General features: G+C 66.6%; 12 protein-coding genes. 7 read left to right on the top strand and 5 right to left on the bottom strand.

Annotation, left to right across the window (positions count from 1 at the left end; all coding sequences use genetic code 11):
* Positions 1 to 50: 50 nt before the first annotated feature.
* The 3 genes from QTI24_RS07155 to QTI24_RS07145 are packed head-to-tail and all read right to left on the bottom strand — an operon-like array spanning position 51 to position 3072.
* Positions 51 to 1238, bottom strand: a complete 1188-nt coding sequence (locus QTI24_RS07155; protein WP_286599371.1) for an AI-2E family transporter — start codon at positions 1236 to 1238, stop codon at positions 51 to 53.
* The gene (locus QTI24_RS07150) at positions 1235 to 1987 is read right to left on the bottom strand and encodes a LytR/AlgR family response regulator transcription factor (protein ID WP_286599370.1); all 753 of its coding nucleotides are present in this window, start codon (positions 1985 to 1987) and stop codon (positions 1235 to 1237) included. The genes QTI24_RS07155 and QTI24_RS07150 overlap by 4 nt, the downstream gene beginning before the upstream one ends.
* Entirely contained in the window at positions 1984 to 3072 is a 1089-nt protein-coding gene (locus QTI24_RS07145) for a sensor histidine kinase (RefSeq protein WP_286599367.1), read from the bottom strand. The genes QTI24_RS07150 and QTI24_RS07145 overlap by 4 nt, the downstream gene beginning before the upstream one ends.
* A 49-nt stretch (positions 3073 to 3121) precedes the next feature.
* Between QTI24_RS07145 and argH the strand changes: the two genes are divergently transcribed.
* The 5 genes from argH to QTI24_RS07120 all read left to right on the top strand — a co-directional run bounded on the left by argH (position 3122) and on the right by QTI24_RS07120 (position 9444).
* Complete coding sequence (argH, locus tag QTI24_RS07140) at positions 3122 to 4519, top strand: argininosuccinate lyase (protein ID WP_286599366.1); 1398 nt, start codon at positions 3122 to 3124, stop codon at positions 4517 to 4519.
* 221 nt (positions 4520 to 4740) lie between these two features.
* Positions 4741 to 5577 carry a glycosyltransferase family 2 protein gene (locus QTI24_RS07135; RefSeq protein ID WP_286599364.1) on the top strand — a complete coding sequence of 279 codons (837 nt, stop codon included), beginning with the start codon at positions 4741 to 4743 and terminating at the stop codon, positions 5575 to 5577.
* 33 nt (positions 5578 to 5610) lie between these two features.
* Positions 5611 to 6582: a UDP-glucuronic acid decarboxylase family protein gene (locus tag QTI24_RS07130; protein ID WP_286600066.1), complete on the top strand. Its 972-nt coding sequence runs from the start codon at positions 5611 to 5613 to the stop codon at positions 6580 to 6582.
* 4 nt (positions 6583 to 6586) lie between these two features.
* Entirely contained in the window at positions 6587 to 7960 is a 1374-nt protein-coding gene (locus QTI24_RS07125) for a UDP-glucose dehydrogenase family protein (protein WP_286599362.1), read from the top strand.
* Positions 7961 to 7977: 17 nt separating this feature from the next.
* Positions 7978 to 9444, top strand: coding sequence for a rhomboid family protein (locus QTI24_RS07120; protein ID WP_286599361.1), 1467 nt, complete (start codon positions 7978 to 7980; stop codon positions 9442 to 9444).
* Between the two features lie 16 nt (positions 9445 to 9460).
* Here the strand turns inward: QTI24_RS07120 and QTI24_RS07115 are convergent, their stop codons facing one another.
* Complete coding sequence (locus QTI24_RS07115) at positions 9461 to 10759, bottom strand: hypothetical protein (protein ID WP_286599359.1); 1299 nt, start codon at positions 10757 to 10759, stop codon at positions 9461 to 9463.
* A 180-nt stretch (positions 10760 to 10939) separates the two neighbouring features.
* On the opposite strand from QTI24_RS07115, the gene QTI24_RS07110 reads away from it, so the two are divergent.
* On the top strand, positions 10940 to 11701 hold the full coding sequence (locus tag QTI24_RS07110) for an SGNH/GDSL hydrolase family protein (RefSeq protein WP_286599357.1): 762 nt from the start codon (positions 10940 to 10942) through the stop codon (positions 11699 to 11701).
* Here the strand turns inward: QTI24_RS07110 and opgC are convergent.
* Entirely contained in the window at positions 11678 to 12820 is a 1143-nt protein-coding gene (gene opgC, locus QTI24_RS07105) for an OpgC domain-containing protein (protein WP_286599356.1), read from the bottom strand. The genes QTI24_RS07110 and opgC overlap by 24 nt on opposite strands.
* Positions 12821 to 12950: 130 nt before the next feature.
* On the opposite strand from opgC, the gene QTI24_RS07100 reads away from it, so the two are divergent.
* The gene (locus tag QTI24_RS07100; RefSeq protein WP_286599354.1) at positions 12951 to 18884 is read left to right on the top strand and encodes an alpha-2-macroglobulin family protein; all 5934 of its coding nucleotides are present in this window, start codon (positions 12951 to 12953) and stop codon (positions 18882 to 18884) included.
* Positions 18885 to 18892 lie beyond the last annotated feature (8 nt).

Here is an 18892-nt window from a genome sequence, read left to right as displayed (position 1 = left end):
CCGGTCGGGGGGAGGCGGCCACACGAAGTGGGCAAGCCTGGGGGCGAGCCTTATTCCCCCAGCAATTCCCCGATCGGCTGCAAATCCTCCACGTGATCGCAGGTGGCCTTTGCCACCATCATGATCGGGATCCCCAGGAGCAGCCCCCAGATCCCCCAGAGCCATCCCCAGAAAATCACGCCGACGAACACGGCGACCGGGTTCATCCGGCTCGTGCGGCTCGTCAGAAACGGCACCAGCAGGTTCCCCACGAGGGTGTGGATCACCAGCGACACGCCACCAACCAGCAGTGCCATCTCGATACCGTTGAACTGCAGGAAAGCGACCAGCCCCGCCGCCGCCATCACGATGACGGAACCGATGTAGGGAATCAGATTGGTGACCGCCGCCAGGATGCCCCACACCGCGGCGTTCTCCAGCCCGATGGCCCAGAAGGCGAGCCCGGTCGCGACGCCGACCAGCGCGCTGGTGAGGATCTGCACGATCAGATAGCGTTCGATGTGCTTCGTGATGTCATCCAGCACATGCACCGTGATCTTTTTCTTTTGCAGGCTGGGCCCGGTGATCTTGACCAGCTTGCGGCGGAAAGTATCGCCCGAACCGAGCGCGAAAAAGGTCAGGAAGGCCACCAGCGTGAGTTGCCCGGCCGCGCCGATCAATCCCACGGTGCCGCTCCATAGATAGTCGCGCACGTTGAAGGAGGGTCGTTCGATGACCACGCGCGCCACGCCCTTGCGGGCTGCGACCTTGGCCGAGTTTTCCTCGGCGGCCTGTTCGAGCTGCGCGGCTGCCTTCTGCACCGTGTCGAGCGCGTTCGCATCGGTGGCGCGGCTGTTGGTGCGCACAGCGATCCGCAGTTTCTGCGCCGCGACAGGGAGCGCATCGAGCAGTTCGGAGGCGCTGCCCGACAGCGAATAGCCCGTCCAGCCAAAAGCCCCGCCTAGGCCGAGGAGGATCACGGCCGCGCCGATCCAGCGCGAGATCTTCCAGCGTTCGAGCAGGTCGACCAGGGGGGCCAGCGCATAGGTCAGCATCAGGCTCACCATCAACGGAATGAAGACCGCCGCAGCCCAGCGCAAGGCGAACACGGTCGCCAACACCGCGAGCACGACCAGCGACGCGCTGCGCACATCGACCGGCATGTGCAGCAGCACGCGATCCGGCTCCTGCGACTCGACGGGTGCCTCGACCTTCGCGTCGGCACTTTCGGCGGCTTTCTGATCGGCCTCGGCGCTCACCGCGGCTCCTTGAGCACTTCGCGCACCGAGGACAGCTGCCGGCGCGACACCACGACCGGCTCCGGGATGCCGTCGAGCCGAAGTGCCCAGCCTTCGGCGTCCTCGCCGTCGTCGTACTTTTCGAGCGCACGGATGGCCGAGCGCGCGACCAGCGCATTGCGATGCACACGCACGAAGCGCGCGGGAAAGCGCTCTTCCAGCTCGGAGAGCGAGCCGTCGAAGATGTGGCTGCGCGCTGCAGTGCGCACCGTGAGGTACTTGAACTCGGACTTCAGGTAGAGCACCTCGGCCACGGGCACCCGCTCCGTGCGGCCGCGATCCTGGATGAGCAGGACGTCCTGGGGTGCCTCCGGCGCCGCTGCTGGCCGACGTTCCTTCAGGTGGCGCTCGACCTTCTGCAGGGCCTGCTGCAGGCGCTCGGCCCGCACGGGCTTGGTCAGGTAGTCGACCGCCTCCAGCTCGAAAGCGGTGACTGCGTGCGCCGCGAACGCGGTGACGAACACGACCGCCGGTGCCCCTGGCCGGCTGCGCAGGCTGCGTGCCAGTTCGATGCCGTCGATGCCGGGCATATGGACGTCCAGCAGCACCAGGTCGAAGCGGGTGCTCGCCAGATGGTGGAGGGCACCCTCCCCGTGTGCTGCCTCGGCGACGACCTCGGCCGTAGGTTCTCGGCAATCGGCCAGCAGAGCCCGCAGACGCGAACGCGCCAGCGCTTCGTCATCGACGATCAAGGTGCGAAGTGGGGTCATGTTTCTGCAGGAATGGCAATGCGGACGCGATAGCTCTTCTGGTCCATGCCGGCGCTGAACTGCGCCTGCATGTCGTGGAGCAGCCGGAGACGGTCGCGCACGTTGTCCAGCGCAATGCCGTGTCCTCGGGGCAAGGGCTGGTCGGCCCAGCGCAACGGCGGCAGGCTGTTGATCACCTCGATCAGCACCATGCTGCCGCGGCGCTCCGTGCGGATGCGCAACTTGGCGCCCTCGGGGCTCGGCTCGACGCCGTGCTTGACGGCGTTCTCCACCAACGGCTGCAACAGCAGGGGCGGCAGCCGGGCGATGTTGGCCTCGGGGTCGATGTCCCAGCGGATGCGCAGGCGTTCGCCGAAGCGCACCTGTTCGATGGCGAGATAACGCTGGGCCAGCGCAATCTCGTCCGCGAGCGTGACCGACTCGCCGGGGTCCGCCAGCGCCTGGCGGAACAGCTCGCTCAGGTCCTCCAGCATCGCCTCGGCCTTGGCCGGCTCCTCGCGGACCAGGGCAATCGCACTGTTGAGGGTGTTGAAGAGAAAGTGCGGCCGGATGCGCGACTGGAGCTCTTCGAGCCGCGCCGTCGTGGCCGCTGGCGTCCGCCCCCGCGCGCGCAGCACCAGCGCCGCCATCATCAGCCCCGCAAACAACGCGCCGGCCAGGGCACTGGCCAGCCAGGGGGCGCCACCGACCACACCGGTCAGGCGAAGCAAGGCGCATCCGTAGAGCCCGGCCACCGCGCCGAGAAAGGCGCCCGCCGCGTACTGCGCCTGGACCGGCAATCGGCTGAGCACTTTCTTCAGAGCACATGCAATGAGGAGCCAGAGCAAGGTGGCGGGCAAGGCCCCGCCCGTCACGGTCGCGGCCAGCAGCAGCCACTCCGACAGGGTGGGCGCCAGGAACAGGGTCACGACCGCCACCACGACCTCCACGAACAGCACCGCGCGCAGCACAACCCCTATCTGGCAGGCGTCGAACAGCACCATGCCCCCGCGCGCAGGCACCCGCCCCTTGGGCTGCAAGGGCGCCGACGGGGTCGTCGCGGACGACGACGAAGGGGTGGCCGATAAAATCGACGGGTTGCGCATCACAGAAACATTGGGTGACAAACCCATTATTGCCTCCCGAACGGCTCCCATGACCCAAAACCAACTCGACAAGAAATCCGAAGCCTGGTCCGCCCTGTTCTCCGAACCGATGAGCGACCTGGTGAAACGCTATACCGCGAGCGTCTTCTTCGACAAGCGTCTGTGGCAGGCTGACATCGAGGGTTCGCTGGCGCATGCCGGGATGTTGGCCGCCCAAGGGATCATCGGCGCGCAGGACCACGCCGATATCCAACGCGGGATGAAGCAGATTCGCGAGGAAATCGAATCGGGCGCCTTCGAATGGAAGCTCGACCTCGAGGACGTGCACCTGAACATCGAGGCCCGCCTCACCCAACTGGTGGGCGACGCCGGCAAGCGCCTGCACACCGGCCGCAGCCGCAACGACCAGGTCGCCACCGATGTGCGCCTCTGGCTGCGCGGCGAGATCGACCTGATCGGCGGCCTGCTGGTGGACCTGCAGAAGTCGTTGATCGAGATCGCCGACAAGAACGTCGAAGTGATCCTGCCCGGCTTCACGCACCTGCAGGTGGCACAGCCCGTGAGCTTCGGGCACCACATGCTGGCTTACGTCGAGATGTTCGCGCGCGACGCCGAACGCATGGCCGACGTGCGCAAGCGGGTGAACCGCCTGCCGCTTGGCGCCGCTGCGCTGGCCGGCACCAGCTACCCGCTGGATCGCGAAGCCGTGGCCCGCACACTCGGCATGGACGAGGTCTGCCAGAACAGCCTCGACGCCGTGAGCGACCGCGACTTCGCCATCGAATTCACCGCCGCCGCATCGCTCGCGATGGTGCACATCAGCCGCCTGAGCGAGGAACTGGTGCTGTGGATGAGCCAGTCCTTCGGCTTCATCGACATCGCAGACCGCTTCTGCACCGGCAGTTCGATCATGCCGCAGAAGAAGAACCCGGACGTGCCCGAACTCGCCCGCGGCAAGACCGGCCGCGTGGTCGGCCACCTGATGGCGTTGATCACGCTGATGAAGGGCCAGCCGCTCGCCTACAATAAGGACAACCAGGAAGACAAGGAGCCCCTGTTCGACACCGTCGACACGCTCAAGGACACCTTGCGCATCTTCTCGGAGATGGTCGGCGGCATCACCGTCAAACCCGTGGCCATGGAAAACGCCGCGCTGCGCGGTTACGCGACCGCCACCGATCTGGCCGACTACCTGGTGAAGAAGGGCCTGCCCTTCCGTGACGCGCACGAAACCGTGGCGCACGCGGTCAAGGCGGCGATCTCGCACAAGGTGGATCTGTCGGAGCTGCCGCTGGCCGTGCTGCAGACCTTCAATTCGAAGATCGAAAAGGATGTCTACGGCGTCCTGAGCCTGCGCGGCTCGCTGACTGCGCGGAACATCCTCGGTGGCACCGCTCCGGCGCAGGTTCGTGAACAGATTGCACGGCACCGCAAGCGGCTGGCCTGACGTGCTCGGGTTTACCCGAAACCCCGCCAATACCATGATGCTGTTGGCTTTTCTGCTATCAGAAAAGTAGCAAGCTGAGGTCATAGGCCGTTGGGACGAGTACCGCCGGCCATCGGATCTGTTCCAAAACGTAAGAATGTAGTGCTAAAGTTTGGCACGCTTCGCGCTTGGGAAGGTGGCAAGCTCCACCGTCCGAACCGCACATCGAGCGCCCAAACCTCATGGAACTACCTCGCTGCGTTGTTGTCATCCTGACCTTCAATTCCGCTTCGATCATTCGGGAAACCGTGTCGCAGGCGAAGAAGGTGAGCCCCCACGTCTATGTGGTCGACTCCCACTCGTCCGACGGCACGCCCGCCATTCTCGAAGAACTGGGATGCACCGTCGTGCAGCGTCCCTTCTCCAACTACAGCGACCAGCGCAACTGGGCGATCGCCCAGATCGAGGGCGCGTACGCCTGGCAGCTCCATCTGGACGCCGACGAGGTGCTGGATGACCGGTCGGTCGACGAAATCAACGCCCTGCTAGCGGGCACGCCCGAATTCGACGCCTACCTGATCCGCCGCCGCGACTACTTCATGGGCAAGATGCTGCGCTTCAGCGGCGTCAATCCGTGGCACCTCAGGCTCTTCCGGTCGGGCTCGGGGCGCTGCGAGTCCCGGCTGTACGACCAGCATTTCATCAGCCCCGCGAAGCCGGGGCGGATCAACGGGTTCATGCACGACAAGAATTCGGCCCGGCTCAGCGACTGGATCGCGAGCCACAACCGCTGGAGCGACGCCGAAGCCAAGGAGAAGCTCGGCCCGCGCGTGGCCGCCGATAACGTGCTGACGCCGCGCCTCACGGGCGATGCCCGCGAACGCACCCGCTACATCAAGGAGCTGTACTACAAGCTCCCGACGGGCATGCGCTCGCTCAGCTACTTCATTTACCGCTACGTCTTCCGGCTGGGTTTCCTCGATGGCCGGACGGGCTTCTACTTCGCCTTCTTCCAGGCCTTATGGTTCCGGATGCTGGTCGACGCGAAGATGTACGAACAGCGGTCCCAGCAACCCTGATCCGATGGATCTTTTTACGGAGTGATCACACGCATGCGGCAATACAACGCTTCCAAGCGAATGCTCGTCACCGGCGGCGCCGGCTTCCTCGGCAGCCACCTCTGCGACCGGCTCATCGAACAAGGACACGACGTCCTCTGCGTCGACAACTTCTTCACCGGCACCAAGCGCAACGTCGAGCACCTGCTCGACCATCCACGCTTCGAGCTGATGCGCCACGACGTGACCTTTCCGCTGTACATCGAGGTCGACGAGATCTTCAACCTCGCCTGCCCCGCCTCGCCGATCCACTACCAGCACGATCCGGTGCAGACCACCAAGACCAGCGTGCATGGCGCCATCAACATGCTCGGGCTGGCCAAGCGGGTGCGCGCCAAGATCCTGCAGGCTTCCACCAGCGAGGTCTACGGCGACCCCGAGATCCATCCGCAGGTCGAGGCCTACTGGGGCCGCGTGAACCCCATCGGCATCCGAAGCTGCTACGACGAAGGCAAACGCTGCGCCGAGACGCTCTTCTTCGACTACCACCGCCAGCACAAGCTTCGCATCAAGGTCGTGCGCATCTTCAATACCTACGGCCCCCGCATGCACCTGAACGACGGCCGCGTGGTCTCGAACTTCATCGTGCAGGCGCTCAAGGGCGAGGACATCACGATCTACGGCGATGGCCAGCAGACCCGCAGCTTCTGCTACGTGGACGATCTCGTCGAAGCGATGCTTCGCATGATGGGCACCGGCGACGAGGTGCCGGGCCCGATCAACATCGGCAACCCGGGCGAGTTCTCGATGCTGGAGCTGGCCAACAAGGTCATCGAACTGACGGGGTCCAAGAGCAAACTGGTGCGCATGCCCCTGCCCGCCGACGACCCCAAGCAGCGCCGCCCCGACATCTCGCTCGCGCAGAAGGAGCTCGATGGATGGGCGCCCCGCACCCAGCTCGAGGAAGGGCTGACGAAGACCATCGCGTATTTCGACCAGATCCTCTCGGAACCCAAGGCGGCCTGAGCTCATGAACATCTCGATCATCGGCACCGGCTACGTCGGACTCGTCACCGGTGCCTGCCTGGCGGACCTCGGCAACCAGGTGTTCTGCCTCGACGTCGACCCGCGCAAGATCGCGACGCTCAACGAAGGCGGCATCCCGATCTACGAGCCCGGCCTCGGCGACCTCGTCGAATCGAACGTCGCGGCCAAGCGACTCTCCTTCTCCACCGACATCGAAGCCTCCGTCGCTCATGGCGACGTGCAGTTCATCGCGGTCGGCACGCCGCCCGACGAGGACGGCAGCGCCGACCTGCAGTACGTGCTGGCTGCGGCGCGCAACGTCGGTCGATACATGGAGGGCTTCAAGGTCGTGGTCGACAAGTCGACGGTGCCCGTGGGCACGGCCGACCGCGTCACCGCCGTGATCCAGGAGGAGCTCGACAAGCGCGGGCGTTCCGATCTGCGTTTCTCGGTCGTCAGCAACCCCGAATTCCTGAAGGAAGGCGCGGCGGTAGAGGACTTCATGCGCCCCGACCGCATCGTCATCGGCTACACCGACGACGACAACGGCCGCGAGGCACTGGGTTGGATGCGGCGGCTCTACGCGCCCTTCAACCGCAACCATGAGCGCACGCGCGTGATGGATGTGCGCTCCGCCGAGTTCGCCAAGTACGCGGCCAACGCGATGCTCGCCACCCGCATCAGCTTCATGAACGAACTGGCCAACCTGGCCGACCGCGTGGGCGCCGACATCGAGGCCGTGCGCCAGGGCATCGGCTCCGATCCGCGCATCGGCTACAGCTTTCTCTATGCCGGAACGGGCTACGGCGGAAGCTGCTTCCCCAAGGACATCCAGGCGCTGACGCGCATTGCGCGCGACAACGGCCAGGCACTGCGCGTGCTCGAATCGGTCGAGGCGGTCAACGACGAGCAGAAGCGCGTGCTGACCAACAAGGTGCTGCAGCGCTTCGGCCCCGACCTGAGCGGCCGCACCTTCGCGCTCTGGGGGCTGGCCTTCAAGCCGAACACCGACGACATGCGCGAGGCGCCCAGCCGCGTGGTGATCAGCGTGCTGCTTCGCGCCGGCGCGCGCGTGGTGGCGCACGACCCCATTGCCGTCAACGAGACGCAGCGCGTGCTCCAGCTCGACTTCGCGGATGCGCCTTCGCTGCTCGAGCGCATCAGCTTCACCTCCGCCAAGGACCCGATGGAGGCGCTCGACGGCGCCGACGCGCTGATCATCGTGACCGAGTGGAAGGCCTATCGCAGCCCCAACCTCGAACGCCTCAAGACGCTGATGAAATCGCCCGTCATCTTCGACGGCCGCAATCTCTACGAGCCGACCAACATGAAGGAAGCCGGCGTCATCTATCAGGGCATCGGGCGCAACAGCCTCTGAGCGCGGACTGACGCGACTTGTTCTACGCGATCCCGCTCGAAAGCCGGCCGACCTGGCGCAACCCGCCATGGATGACCGTGCTGCTCATCCTGGTGAACATGCTGGTGTTCTGGGGACCGCAGCGCAGCGAGCAGAAGGCCGAGCAGCGCGCGGCTCGCTTCTACGTGCAAAGCGAGCTGCCCCGGCTGGAGTTGCCGGCCTTCGTCGAGTGGCTCGCTGAAACCGGCTCGCCGCATGCGACCACGGCCCGGCGGCTGCTCGCACGCGGCGATGTCGAGAACCTGCTTGAGGGGCTTCAGCGCGAGAAGGCCTTTCTCCACAAGCTGCATGTCGATGCGGTCGTGACGCCTGCCAACCCGCGCTACGCCGAGTGGAAAAACGAGCGCCGCGAGTACGAGGCGATGCTGCCGCCTCCCTTCACCGAGCGATGGGCACAGGACCACAACGCAGGAGCCGGGTTCAAGCCTTGGACCTGGGTCACCTCCGCGTTTCTGCATGCCAGCACGGGCCACCTGCTGGGCAACATGCTGTTCCTGTTTCTCTTCGGCTTCTCGGTCGAACTGGCGCTGGGGCGCGGCCTCTACCTGGGGTTCTACCTGCTCGGTGCAGTGGGCGCCTCGGCGCTGGCCGCTTGGGCCTATGCGGGCAACGGCGGGTACGGACTGGGCGCCTCCGGCGCAGTGTCTTCGCTGATGGGCATGTATGCGGTGATGTACCGGCTGCGGCGCATCCGCTTCTTCTACCAACTGTTCTTCTACTTCAACTACGTCACCGCGCCGGCGCTGATCCTGCTGCCGGCTTGGATCGCCAACGAACTGCTCCAGCACTTCGTCGGCGGCCAGGGCATTGCCTACATGGCACACCTGGGCGGCCTGCTGACCGGCGCACTGCTCATGGCTGGCACCATGCGGTGGCGGCAGCTTCAGCTTCCTTCCGCGACGGCCGAAGCGGCGCCGGACCCGTTCGCGCAACACGTCGCGTCGGCGCGCCGTCTCGCCGCCGAGATGAAGTTCGATCTGGCGTGCGCAGAATGGCGGGCAGCGGCCAAGCTGCGGCCCGACGACGCCGACACGCTCCGCGCATGGTTCAACACCGCCAGGCTCTGGCCGGCCGGCGAGGATTTCCATCGCGCGGCACACCGCATCTTCAGGCTCTCGCCGCACGATCCGGTCACGCTCGAGCTGCAGTACACGAGCTACAAGACCTACCTCGATCACGCCAAGCCCGGCGCACGCCTGAAGCCCGACGACATGGCACGGCTCGCCCGGCGATTCACGCGCGCGCGCCAGTTCGCCGATGCCGAGCGGCTGTGCCAGGCGCTGCTGAAGACCGCGCCCGATCACCCCGAGTTGGCCGACACCCTTTCGCTGTGCGCCACTGGCCTGCTGCAGGCCGGCCGTCGCGATCAGGCCCTGGGCTGGCTGCCCGAGCTGCTGCGCCTCGCGCCGCAGGACATGGTCACGCGCACGCTGCAGAAGGGCTGAACGGAAAGGCTGAACTTCAGCCCTGGGGAACCTCGCGCAGCAGCCAGCGCACTTCGGAGGTCTGCTCGCTACCGGGATAGCGGGCTTCGAGCGTCGTGAGGATCGGCTGCGCCATGTCTCGGCGGTTCAGCCCCTGCACCAGCACACGCGCGGCCAACTCGTAAGCCTGCGGGATCAGCGCATGACCGCGAAAACGCTTGTCGAAACCGGACAGCAGCGCGAGCGCGGCGCGTGCATCGCCGTTGCGCCATTCGGCCCGGCTGAGCGCCATCGTGGCGGCCGGGTCATCCACGACGAAAGTGGCGTCCTTCTCGCGGCAATCCTTGTACACCTTGACCGCTTCGGAGGTGAGGTCGCGGCGCACGAGCATGTCGATCAGCCGGCGCGCATGGTCCAGCAGCGTCGCAGTCTTGTCGGGCGACAGCAGCAGCATGCGGTGATAGCGGCGCCGGGCCGCCAGGTCGTCCGGCTGCGTACGCTGTGCCTCGTAGGCGAGCGCGAGCGCGCCGGCGGTGTCGCCATCGGTCACCATCTGCGCGACCAGCGCATCGGTCTGCTGCTGGGCGATCTGCGCCGGCGTTCGGGTGTCGATCTGCCGGTCGTCGGCGCCTGCCCCCGGCAACAACTCGATGCCCAGCTCGGCGTGGTTCTGGTACATCACATAGCCCAGCAGACTGGCCATGACCCAGCCGAAATAGATCATCACGAAGTTGATGGCCGGCAGCATGATCCAGCCGCTCATCAGCGGCAGCAGCATGACCAGCGCGATCTGCGCACCCGTGTTCAACAGGAAGAGAAAGACGCACAGCAGCGCATAGGGCCAGCCGACCGCGCGCATGGTCTCCCAAACGAGCGCCGGGTTCAGCGCCTGGAAGAAGCTGCCCGAATGCACCAGCACCATCATGGTGGCCGGCAGGGTGAATGACACGACAAACATCGCGATCTGCGCCAGCACCGGATTCAGCGCACCCAGGAGGCCTGCGGCGAAGGCCTGCACGAGCACCAGCGCGAAGAGCTTCCAGGGCAGGTTCGTCCACTCGTCGTCCAGCGTGCGCGGGAAGTCGCTGGCGCGCACGATGCCGCGTGAGCCGAGCGCCATGACCTTGAAACCATAGCGGGTGGCCGCGAGCACGATGCCGAGCTCGACCAGCAGCACGGCCAGCGCGCGCGGCAGGAAGATCAGCAGATGGGCAATCAAGGCGCACAGTGCCAGCACCACCGCGTAGGCCAGCGGCTCCCATTGGAAGGGGAACGCGAAAAAGGTGTTCAGGCGATGCCAGAACGGTCGAGGTGCAGGGCCGCTTTGCTCGTGCATGGGACGCTCCAGGGAAGGACCCCAGTATATGTTTCCATATGTTGCAGATCCCGTGCCGGCTTTCGGCCACGCCTCTGACCCCGTCTCTTGCACATGCGACCCGTTACCATTTGGCGACACGTTGGCAGGGAACTTGCCAACGTATTCAGGTCGAAGAACGTTTGGATTTCCATGGTGTCGATGAAAGCTGTTCGCCTTGCCGCTCTATCGCTCGCGTTGCTCACAACGCTGGCATCGCAGGCCCAATCCCTTGCATCGACCGACGCCGCACAGCCCTCTCCCGCCACCTCCTCCGCTTACCTCGCCGCCCAGGCCCGCTGGCAGAGCGAGCTCGACGCCTTCGCGAGTGCCGACCGGGCAGGCCTGCCCGCCAGCGACGGCGTGCTCTTCGTCGGCAGTTCCACCATCCGGATGTGGCCCAACATCGCGCAGGACTTCCGGCAGCAGCCGGTGGTCATCAACCGCGGGTTCGGCGGCTCGACGATGGCCGACTGCAGCCTCTTCGTGCACGAACTGGTGGTGCGCTACAAGCCGCGGCTGGTGCTCGTCTATGCCGGTGACAACGACCTGGCCGAAGGCCGCACGCCGCTGCAGATCCTGGAGAGCTTTGCGCACTTCGCCAACACCGTGCGGTCTGAACTGCCGAACACGCGCATCGCCTACATCTCGGTCAAGCCCAGCCCTTCGCGCGAAAAGCTCATGCCGCAGGTTCGCGAGACCAACAACGTGATCGCAGCCTACCTTCGCCGCCTGCCCAACAGCGAATACATCGATGTGTTCACACCGATGGTGGGCGCCGACGGCCGGCCCCGGGCCGAGTTGTTCCGCGGCGACCAGCTGCACATGAACGACGAGGGCTACCGGCTCTGGCAATCGGTCATTGCGCAATACCTGGACCCGGCAGCGCGGGTCGACGCCTCAGTCGCGCAAGGGCTGCGCTAGCGCCGTCGGGGGCTGGCCCCGCTCGTCCCACCACTGGACGGCCCTCGCCACACCGTAGAGGCCCGAGAACACCACGACCAACAGCAACGCATCGCCCCACCAGGGCCGCGCGACCTGGTTGTCGCCGTAGACAGCCAGCACAGTCAACACCGCCACTAGGTGCGCGCAGAAGACCGGCAGCGAAGCCCGGCCCATGGCCTCCAGCCAGTGCAGGCGCGGGATGCGCCGCATGAAGTCCGGGCCGAACTGGATCGCGAGGATGCCCAGCACAAGGAGATTCACGATGCGCAGCGGCCCCAGCTGCCACTTGTCGAACAGCAGGTTGAGCTCCACGTCGCCACCGAACGGCGCCTGGCCGTTGATGCCGTGGTGGCGCCAGTAGAAGCCGTACAGCGCGGCCGCTCCAGCCGCCGCCAGCAGCCACTTCGGGAAGCGGAAGGGTTGCGCGCCGGGCGCGTTGCGGCTCGCGCCCATCCACAAGCCCGCGAACCAGAGAAACTGCCACGCGAAGGCATTGAACGCGCCCATTTCATGAAAAGGCACCGGGAGCCCGACGTACCGGACCGCCAGCTCATAGAGCCATTCGCTGAGCCCGAACTGCGCCAGCCCCCAGACGATGGCACTCGCCACCATCACGCGGGCCCAGCCGTGCCGCATCGCGAAGGCCAGCACCCAGGGGCTCATCAGCATGAAGAAGATGTACATCGGCAGGATGTCGAGCAACGCGGGCTCGTACACCAGCAACAGCGAATAGATGAACCCCTCCCACGGATTCGCCAGGTAGAAGGACAGCAGGTTCTTCACAGCCGGCTGGTCGATGCGCAGGCTCACCGCCGTGATGATGGTGAAAAGGAAGAGCAGGGTCGCGGCCTGGCTCAGGTACACCTTGAGCGCGCGCCGCCAGAAGGCTTGGCGCATCGAATCGACGCCGCGGTTGTAGCTGATGCGGCTATAGACCAGCCCCGCCACGAAAGCCGACAGCAGCACGAAGCCTTCGGCCGCGGACACGAATCCGAAGGGCTGCCCCAGCGGGTCGGTCAGGCGCGTGGGTAGATGGGTGATGGTCATCAGCACGAGCATGAGCCCGCGCAATGCATCGATTTCCCAGTAGCGTTTCATCAGGCGGCGTGATGTGTGAGGCGGTCCGCGCGACACCCGCACGACGAGCCTCCAATTGTAAGGAACGCCCCTCCAGGCACCCGATTCGCAAGGCCAAATAGGCTACGCTCCCAAGAGGAGGAATACCCGTTTGAGCCCTTTGATTCCGAGTCTTCTGCTGGCCGCCGGCGCTTTCGTGGCCGGCCAGAGCCACGCGCTTCAGATCACCAGCCTGACGCCGCAGGGCGAAGTGGCGCGCATTCGCCAGGTCGTCGCGAAGTTCGACCAGCCGGCCGTCAGCTTCGGCGACCCCAAGGCGCCCGCCCCGCTGGCTCTGGGCTGCGACGATGCGCAGGCGGCCAAGGGCACCGGCCGCTGGACCACCGAGAAGCAGTGGGTCTTCGACTTCGAGAACGACCTGCCACCGGGCGTGCGCTGCACGGCCACGCGCGTCGCGGGCTTCAAGTCGCCCGCGGGCACGGCCCTCGGCGGCCCGGAGCGCTACCAGTTCAACAGCGGCGGCCCCTTCATCCGGCACTGGCAGCCGAGCTACGGAAAGATCGACGAGCAGCAGCTGTTCATGCTCGAACTCAACGGCGCGGCCACGCCGGAGAGCGTGCAGCAGAACGTCTGGTGCGCGGCCGGCGACATCGGCGAGCGCATCCCCGTCAAGCTCGTCGACGGCGAGCAGCGCACCGCCTTGCTCAAGGCCTTCGGGCGCGACAAGGAAGCCGAGAAGGAACCGCAGCGCTTCGTCACCCTGCAATGCAACCGGACGCTCACGCCGGGCAGCCGCGTGCAGCTGGTCTATGGCAAGGGCGTCGCCACGCCGTCGGGGGTGATCAACAACGTCGAGCGGCGCCTCAACTTCGAGGTGCGCGAGCCCTTTGCCGTCTCCTTCAGCTGCGAGCGCGAGAACGCGCAGGCGGCCTGCCTGCCGCTGCGGCCAATGGTGCTGCACTTCAACGCGCCGGTCGCGCGCAGGCTCGCAGCGGAAATCACGCTCAAGGGCGGCGGCAAGACTGTCAAGCCCCGCTTCGACGAGAACGTCGCGAAGGACGCCGACGCGATCGTCGAATCGGTGAGCTTCCCGCCGCCCTTCGCCGAGCAGACGCAGTTCACCATCGAGCTGCCGCCCAAGTTCGAGGACGCCTCCGGCCGCGCGCTGGCCTCGCCCGACAGCTTTCCGATGAAGGTCGCCACCGGCGCGATGCCGCCGCTCGCGAAGTTCGCCGCGTCGCCTTTCGGCGTTGTCGAACGGCTGGCCGAGCCGGGCGGCGTGGCGCTCATGCCGGTGACCGTGCGAAGAGTCGAGCCCGCGCTGCAAGTCCAGGCGCTGACGCCGGGCAAGGTCAGCGACATGAATCCGAAGACCGACGCGGAAATCATCGCGTGGTTCCGCAAGGTGCGCCGCTACGACAGCAACTACACCGTCACGCGCAACCTGGCCGCACGCGACGTGAAGGGCACGCTGCCGAAGGTGATCGACAAGGACGACCGCGACGCCATTCAGACGCGCATGGTGTCGCTGCTCAACGGCCAGAACGGCGTCAAGACCCTGGACATGCCCAAGTTCGACGGCGCCGATCCGCGCCCCTTCGAAGTCATCGGCATCCCGCTCACGCCGGGCTTTCACGTTCTGGAGATCGCGTCGCAGAAGCTCGGCGACGCGCTGCTCGACGAACGCTACGGCAACGGCCGCACGATGTACGTGCGCACCACCGCGCTCGCCACCAATCTGGCCGTGCACTTCAAGCTGGGTCGCGAGAACTCGCTGGCCTGGGTGACGACGCTCGACAAAGGCAAAGTGGTCGCGAACGCCACCGTGCGCGTGTCCGGTTGCGACGGCAAGGAAGTCGCCGCCGGCACGACCGATGCACGCGGCCTGGTGCAGTTCCCGGGGCTTTCCCCTGACGCTCCGAGCTGCAACAGCGAAGACGACTACAACGCGGACGCCTGGTTCGTCAGCGCTCGTGCGAAGGACGACGCGGGCGTCGAAGACCTGGCCTTCACCTGGAGCGACTGGCAACGGGGCATCGAGCCCTGGCGCTTCAACGTGCCGACCAGCCTGGACCCGCAGCCCGACCAGATCGCCCACACCGTGTTCGACCGCACCTTGTTGCGCGCTGGCGAAACGGTGTCGATGAAGCACCTGATCCGCACGCAGACGAGCAAGGGATTCGGCCTGCCCGGGACTTCGCCCGACACGCTGGTCGTGACCCACGTCGGCAGCGGCCAGCAGTTCACGCAGCCGGTTCCATGGCGCAAGACCGCGACCGGCGGCCGTAGCGGAGAGAACACCTTCCAGATCCCGCCCGGCGCCAAGCTCGGCGCCTACCAGGTCGAACTGCGCAGCGGCAAGGACGGCGACCAGCGCAGCTACAGCACAGGTCAGTTCCGCGTCGAAGAGTTCCGCCTGCCGGTGCTCGAAGGCCGTATCGCACCCACTGACAAGAAGCCGCTGGTGGCGGTAACTTCGCTGCCGGTCGACGTGCAGGTCAACTACGTGGCCGGTGGCGGCGCGGCCCAGTTGCCGGTGCACGTGTCGGCCATGGTGCGCGGCAAGCGGCTTGCGTTTCCCGACTTCGACGCCTTCAGCTTCGCGCCGCCCGGCAAGGAGAGCGCGAGCGACACCAGCGACGCGTCCGTCGACGACGCCAAGGTGATCGCCGACAAGCTGCCGCTCACGCTCGACAGGAACGGTGCCGGCAAGCTCACGATCGACAAGATCCCGCCGACGAAGGCCACGCCGCGCGAACTGCTGCTCGAAGCCACGTACGCCGACCCCAATGGCGAAGTGCAGACCCTGCGCAGCACTCACACGCTGTGGCCCGCCGCCGTCATCGCCGGCATCAAGACCGAGGGATGGGTCTCGACCAGCCAGAAGCTCCGCTTCCAGGCGCTCGCGCTCGACCTCGCCGGCAAGCCGCAGGAAGGCGTGACGCTCAACGTGCGCGCCATCGCGCGCATCACCACCACCAGCCGCAAGCGCATGGTGGGCGGCTTCTACACCTACGACAACAGGACCGACGTCAAGGAGATCGGCACCGTGTGCACCGGCAAGAGCGACGCGCGTGGTCTGCTGCTGTGCGAGGTCGACCTGAAGGAGCCGGGGCAGGTTGAACTCATTGCCAGCGCCACCGACAAGGACGGTCGCGACAGCCGGGCAGCCAGCTCGGTCTACGTCACGCGCCAGGGCGAGCTCTGGTTCGGCGGCGAGGACCACGACCGCGTCGACGTGCTGCCCGAAAAGAAGAACTACCTGCCCGGCGAAGTCGCAAAGTTCCAGGTGCGCAGCCCCTTCCGCTTCGCGACCGCACTGGTGTCGGTCGAACGAGAAGGCGTGATCGAGACGCACGTGGTGCAGCTCAACGGACAGGACCCGACCGTGAGCCTGGTCGTCAAGCCCGAGTGGGGTCCGAACGCCTACGTGAGCGTGCTGGCGCTGCGCGGACGCCTGCGCGAAGTGCCGTGGTACAGCTTTTTCACCTGGGGCTTCAAGGCGCCGCGCGAGTGGTGGACGGCTTTCTGGTACGAGGGCAAGGAGTACGTCGCGCCCACCGCGCTCGTCGACCTGAGCAAGCCGGCCTACCGCCTCGGGCTGGCCGAGATCCGCGTGGGCACGCAGTCGCACAGCATCGACGTGAAGGTGGCGAGCGACAAGCCCACGTACCCGGTGCGCGCCCAGGCACAGGTGACCATCACCGGCAGGCTGCCCGACGGCAAGCCCGCGGCCGGCGCCGAAGTGGCGGTGGCCGCGGTCGACCAGGCCCTGCTGGAACTGATGCCCAACGACAGCTGGAGCCTGCTCGAAGCCATGATGCAGCGGCGCAGCTGGGGCGTGAGCACCTCTACCGCCCAGATGGAAATCATCGGCCTCCGGCACTACGGTCGCAAGGCCGTGCCCGCGGGCGGCGGAGGCGGCAAGAGCCAGACCCGCGAACTGCTCGACACCCTGCTGCTGTGGAAGCCCGCCGTGGTGCTCGACGCCAACGGACAGGCCACGGTGACGGTGCCGCTCAACGATGCGCTGACCACCTTCCGGATCGTGGCCGTGGCCGACGCGGGCACCGGGCTGTTCGGCACCGGGCAGACCTCGATCCAGGCCACGCAGGACCTGCAGATCATCAGCGGCCTGCCGCCGCTGGTGCGCGAGGACGACCAGTTCCGCGCCCAGATCACCCTGCGCAACACCACGCAGCAAGCCATGAAGGTCGAGGCCACGCCGCGCGCCACGCTCCTCACGCTCGAACCGCAGACGGTCGACATCCCGGCCGGCGAAGCCCGCGAACTCGCATGGACCGTGAGCGCGCCCGCGCAACTCGCGCAGACGCGTGTCGAAGCCTTGTTGTGGGAAATCGAAGCGAAGGACACGCTGTCGGGCGCACGCGATGCGCTGAAGGTGCGGCAACGCATCGCGCCCGCCGTGCCGCTGACGGTGCAGCAGGCGACGCTGGTGCAGCTCGACGGGCCTTTCACCATCGACGTGGCCTTGCCCGCCGACGCCCTGCCCGGCCGCGGCGGCCTGCGCATGTCGCTGCAGCCCCGGCTCGCCGAGGGACTGACCGGCGTGCGCGACTGGTTCGCTGCCTACCCCTACATCTGCCTGGAGCAGAAGGCCAGCAAGTCCATCGGCCTGCGCGACGGCAAGGCGTGGCAGGCGGTGGTCGCGCAGCTGCCGACCTACCTCGACGGCGACGGCCTCGCCAACTACTTCCCGCCACGCGACGGCGAAGCCAACCGGGGCAGCGACATCCTCACGGCGTACGTGCTCGCCGCCACGCACGAAGCCGCCGCGCTCGATCCGGCCTTCGCGTTGCCCGCGGCAGCCGTCGCGCCGATGGCCCAAGGCCTGACCGCTTTCGTCGAAGGCAGGATCCAGCGCGAGTTCTGGAGCCCGCGCAAGGACCTCGACGTGCGCAAGCTCGCGGCGCTCGAGGCGCTGTCGCGCTACGGCAAGGCGCAGGGCCGCATGGTCGGCAGCATCACCATCGCGCCGAACCAGTGGCCGACCAGCGCCGTGATCGACTGGCTGAACATCCTCAAGCGCGTGCAGGACGTGCCGCAGCGCCAGCAGCGCATCGACGAAGCCAGCAACGTGCTCAAGGCACGGCTGAGCTTCCAGGGCACCAAGGTGGTCTTCAGCACCGAGCAGGACGACTACTGGTGGTGGCTGATGACCAACGGCGACGTCAACACCGCGCGCCTGCTGCTTGCGGTGATGGACGACCCGGCGTGGAAGGACGACATCGGCAAGCTTGCCAACGGCTTCATTGGCCGCCAGCGGAACGGCGCGTGGCACACCACCACCGCCAACCTGTGGGGCGGACTCGCGCTGGAGAAATTCTCGAAGCGCTTCGAGAGCGCGCCGGTCACCGGCATCACCGCCGCGAACCTGGGCACGTTCAAGGCGCAGGTGGATTGGAGCAAGGTCGAGCGCATCAAGGCGACCGACACGTCCGGCGCGCCCAACCAGACGACAGCCTTCGGTGCTCCGGCATCGCCCGGCACCCTGCGCAACAACAGCATGTTCATTCCGTGGCCTGAATCGCCCGCCACGCCGGACACGCTGCTCGTCACGCAGAGCGGCACGGGCAAGCCGTGGCTCACGCTGCAATCGATCGCCGCGGTGCAGCTCAAGGCGCCGTTCGCTGCCGGCTATGCGATCACGAAGACCATCACGCCCTTCGAGCAGGCCGTGAAGGGCATCTACACGCGCGGTGACATCCTGCGCGTGAGCCTGGAGGTGAACGCGAGCGCCGACATGACGTGGGTGGCCATCACCGACCCGATCCCCGGCGGCGCCACCATCCTCGGCGGCGGACTGGGCCGCGACTCGCAGATCGCGACCCAGGGCGAGAAGCGATCAGGGCGCGGCTGGCCCGCGTTCGAGGAGCGCAGCTTCGAGGCCTTCCGCAGCTACTACGAGTACCTGCCCAAGGGCGTGGTGAAGATGGAATACACCGTGCGGCTGAACAACGTCGGCGACTTCGCGCTGCCGCCCAGCCGGGTGGAGGCGCTGTATGCGCCGGAGATGTTCGGGGAAGCGCCAAATGCGAGGGTGAAGGTGGAAGCTGTGAAGTAAGGTGTCGG

It is taken from the genome of Variovorax sp. J22P240 (assembly GCF_030316855.1).
GTDB lineage: Bacteria > Pseudomonadota > Gammaproteobacteria > Burkholderiales > Burkholderiaceae_C > Variovorax.
The sequence above is the reverse complement of the archived record's forward strand: the minus strand, read 5'-3'. Positions and strand labels throughout refer to the sequence as shown.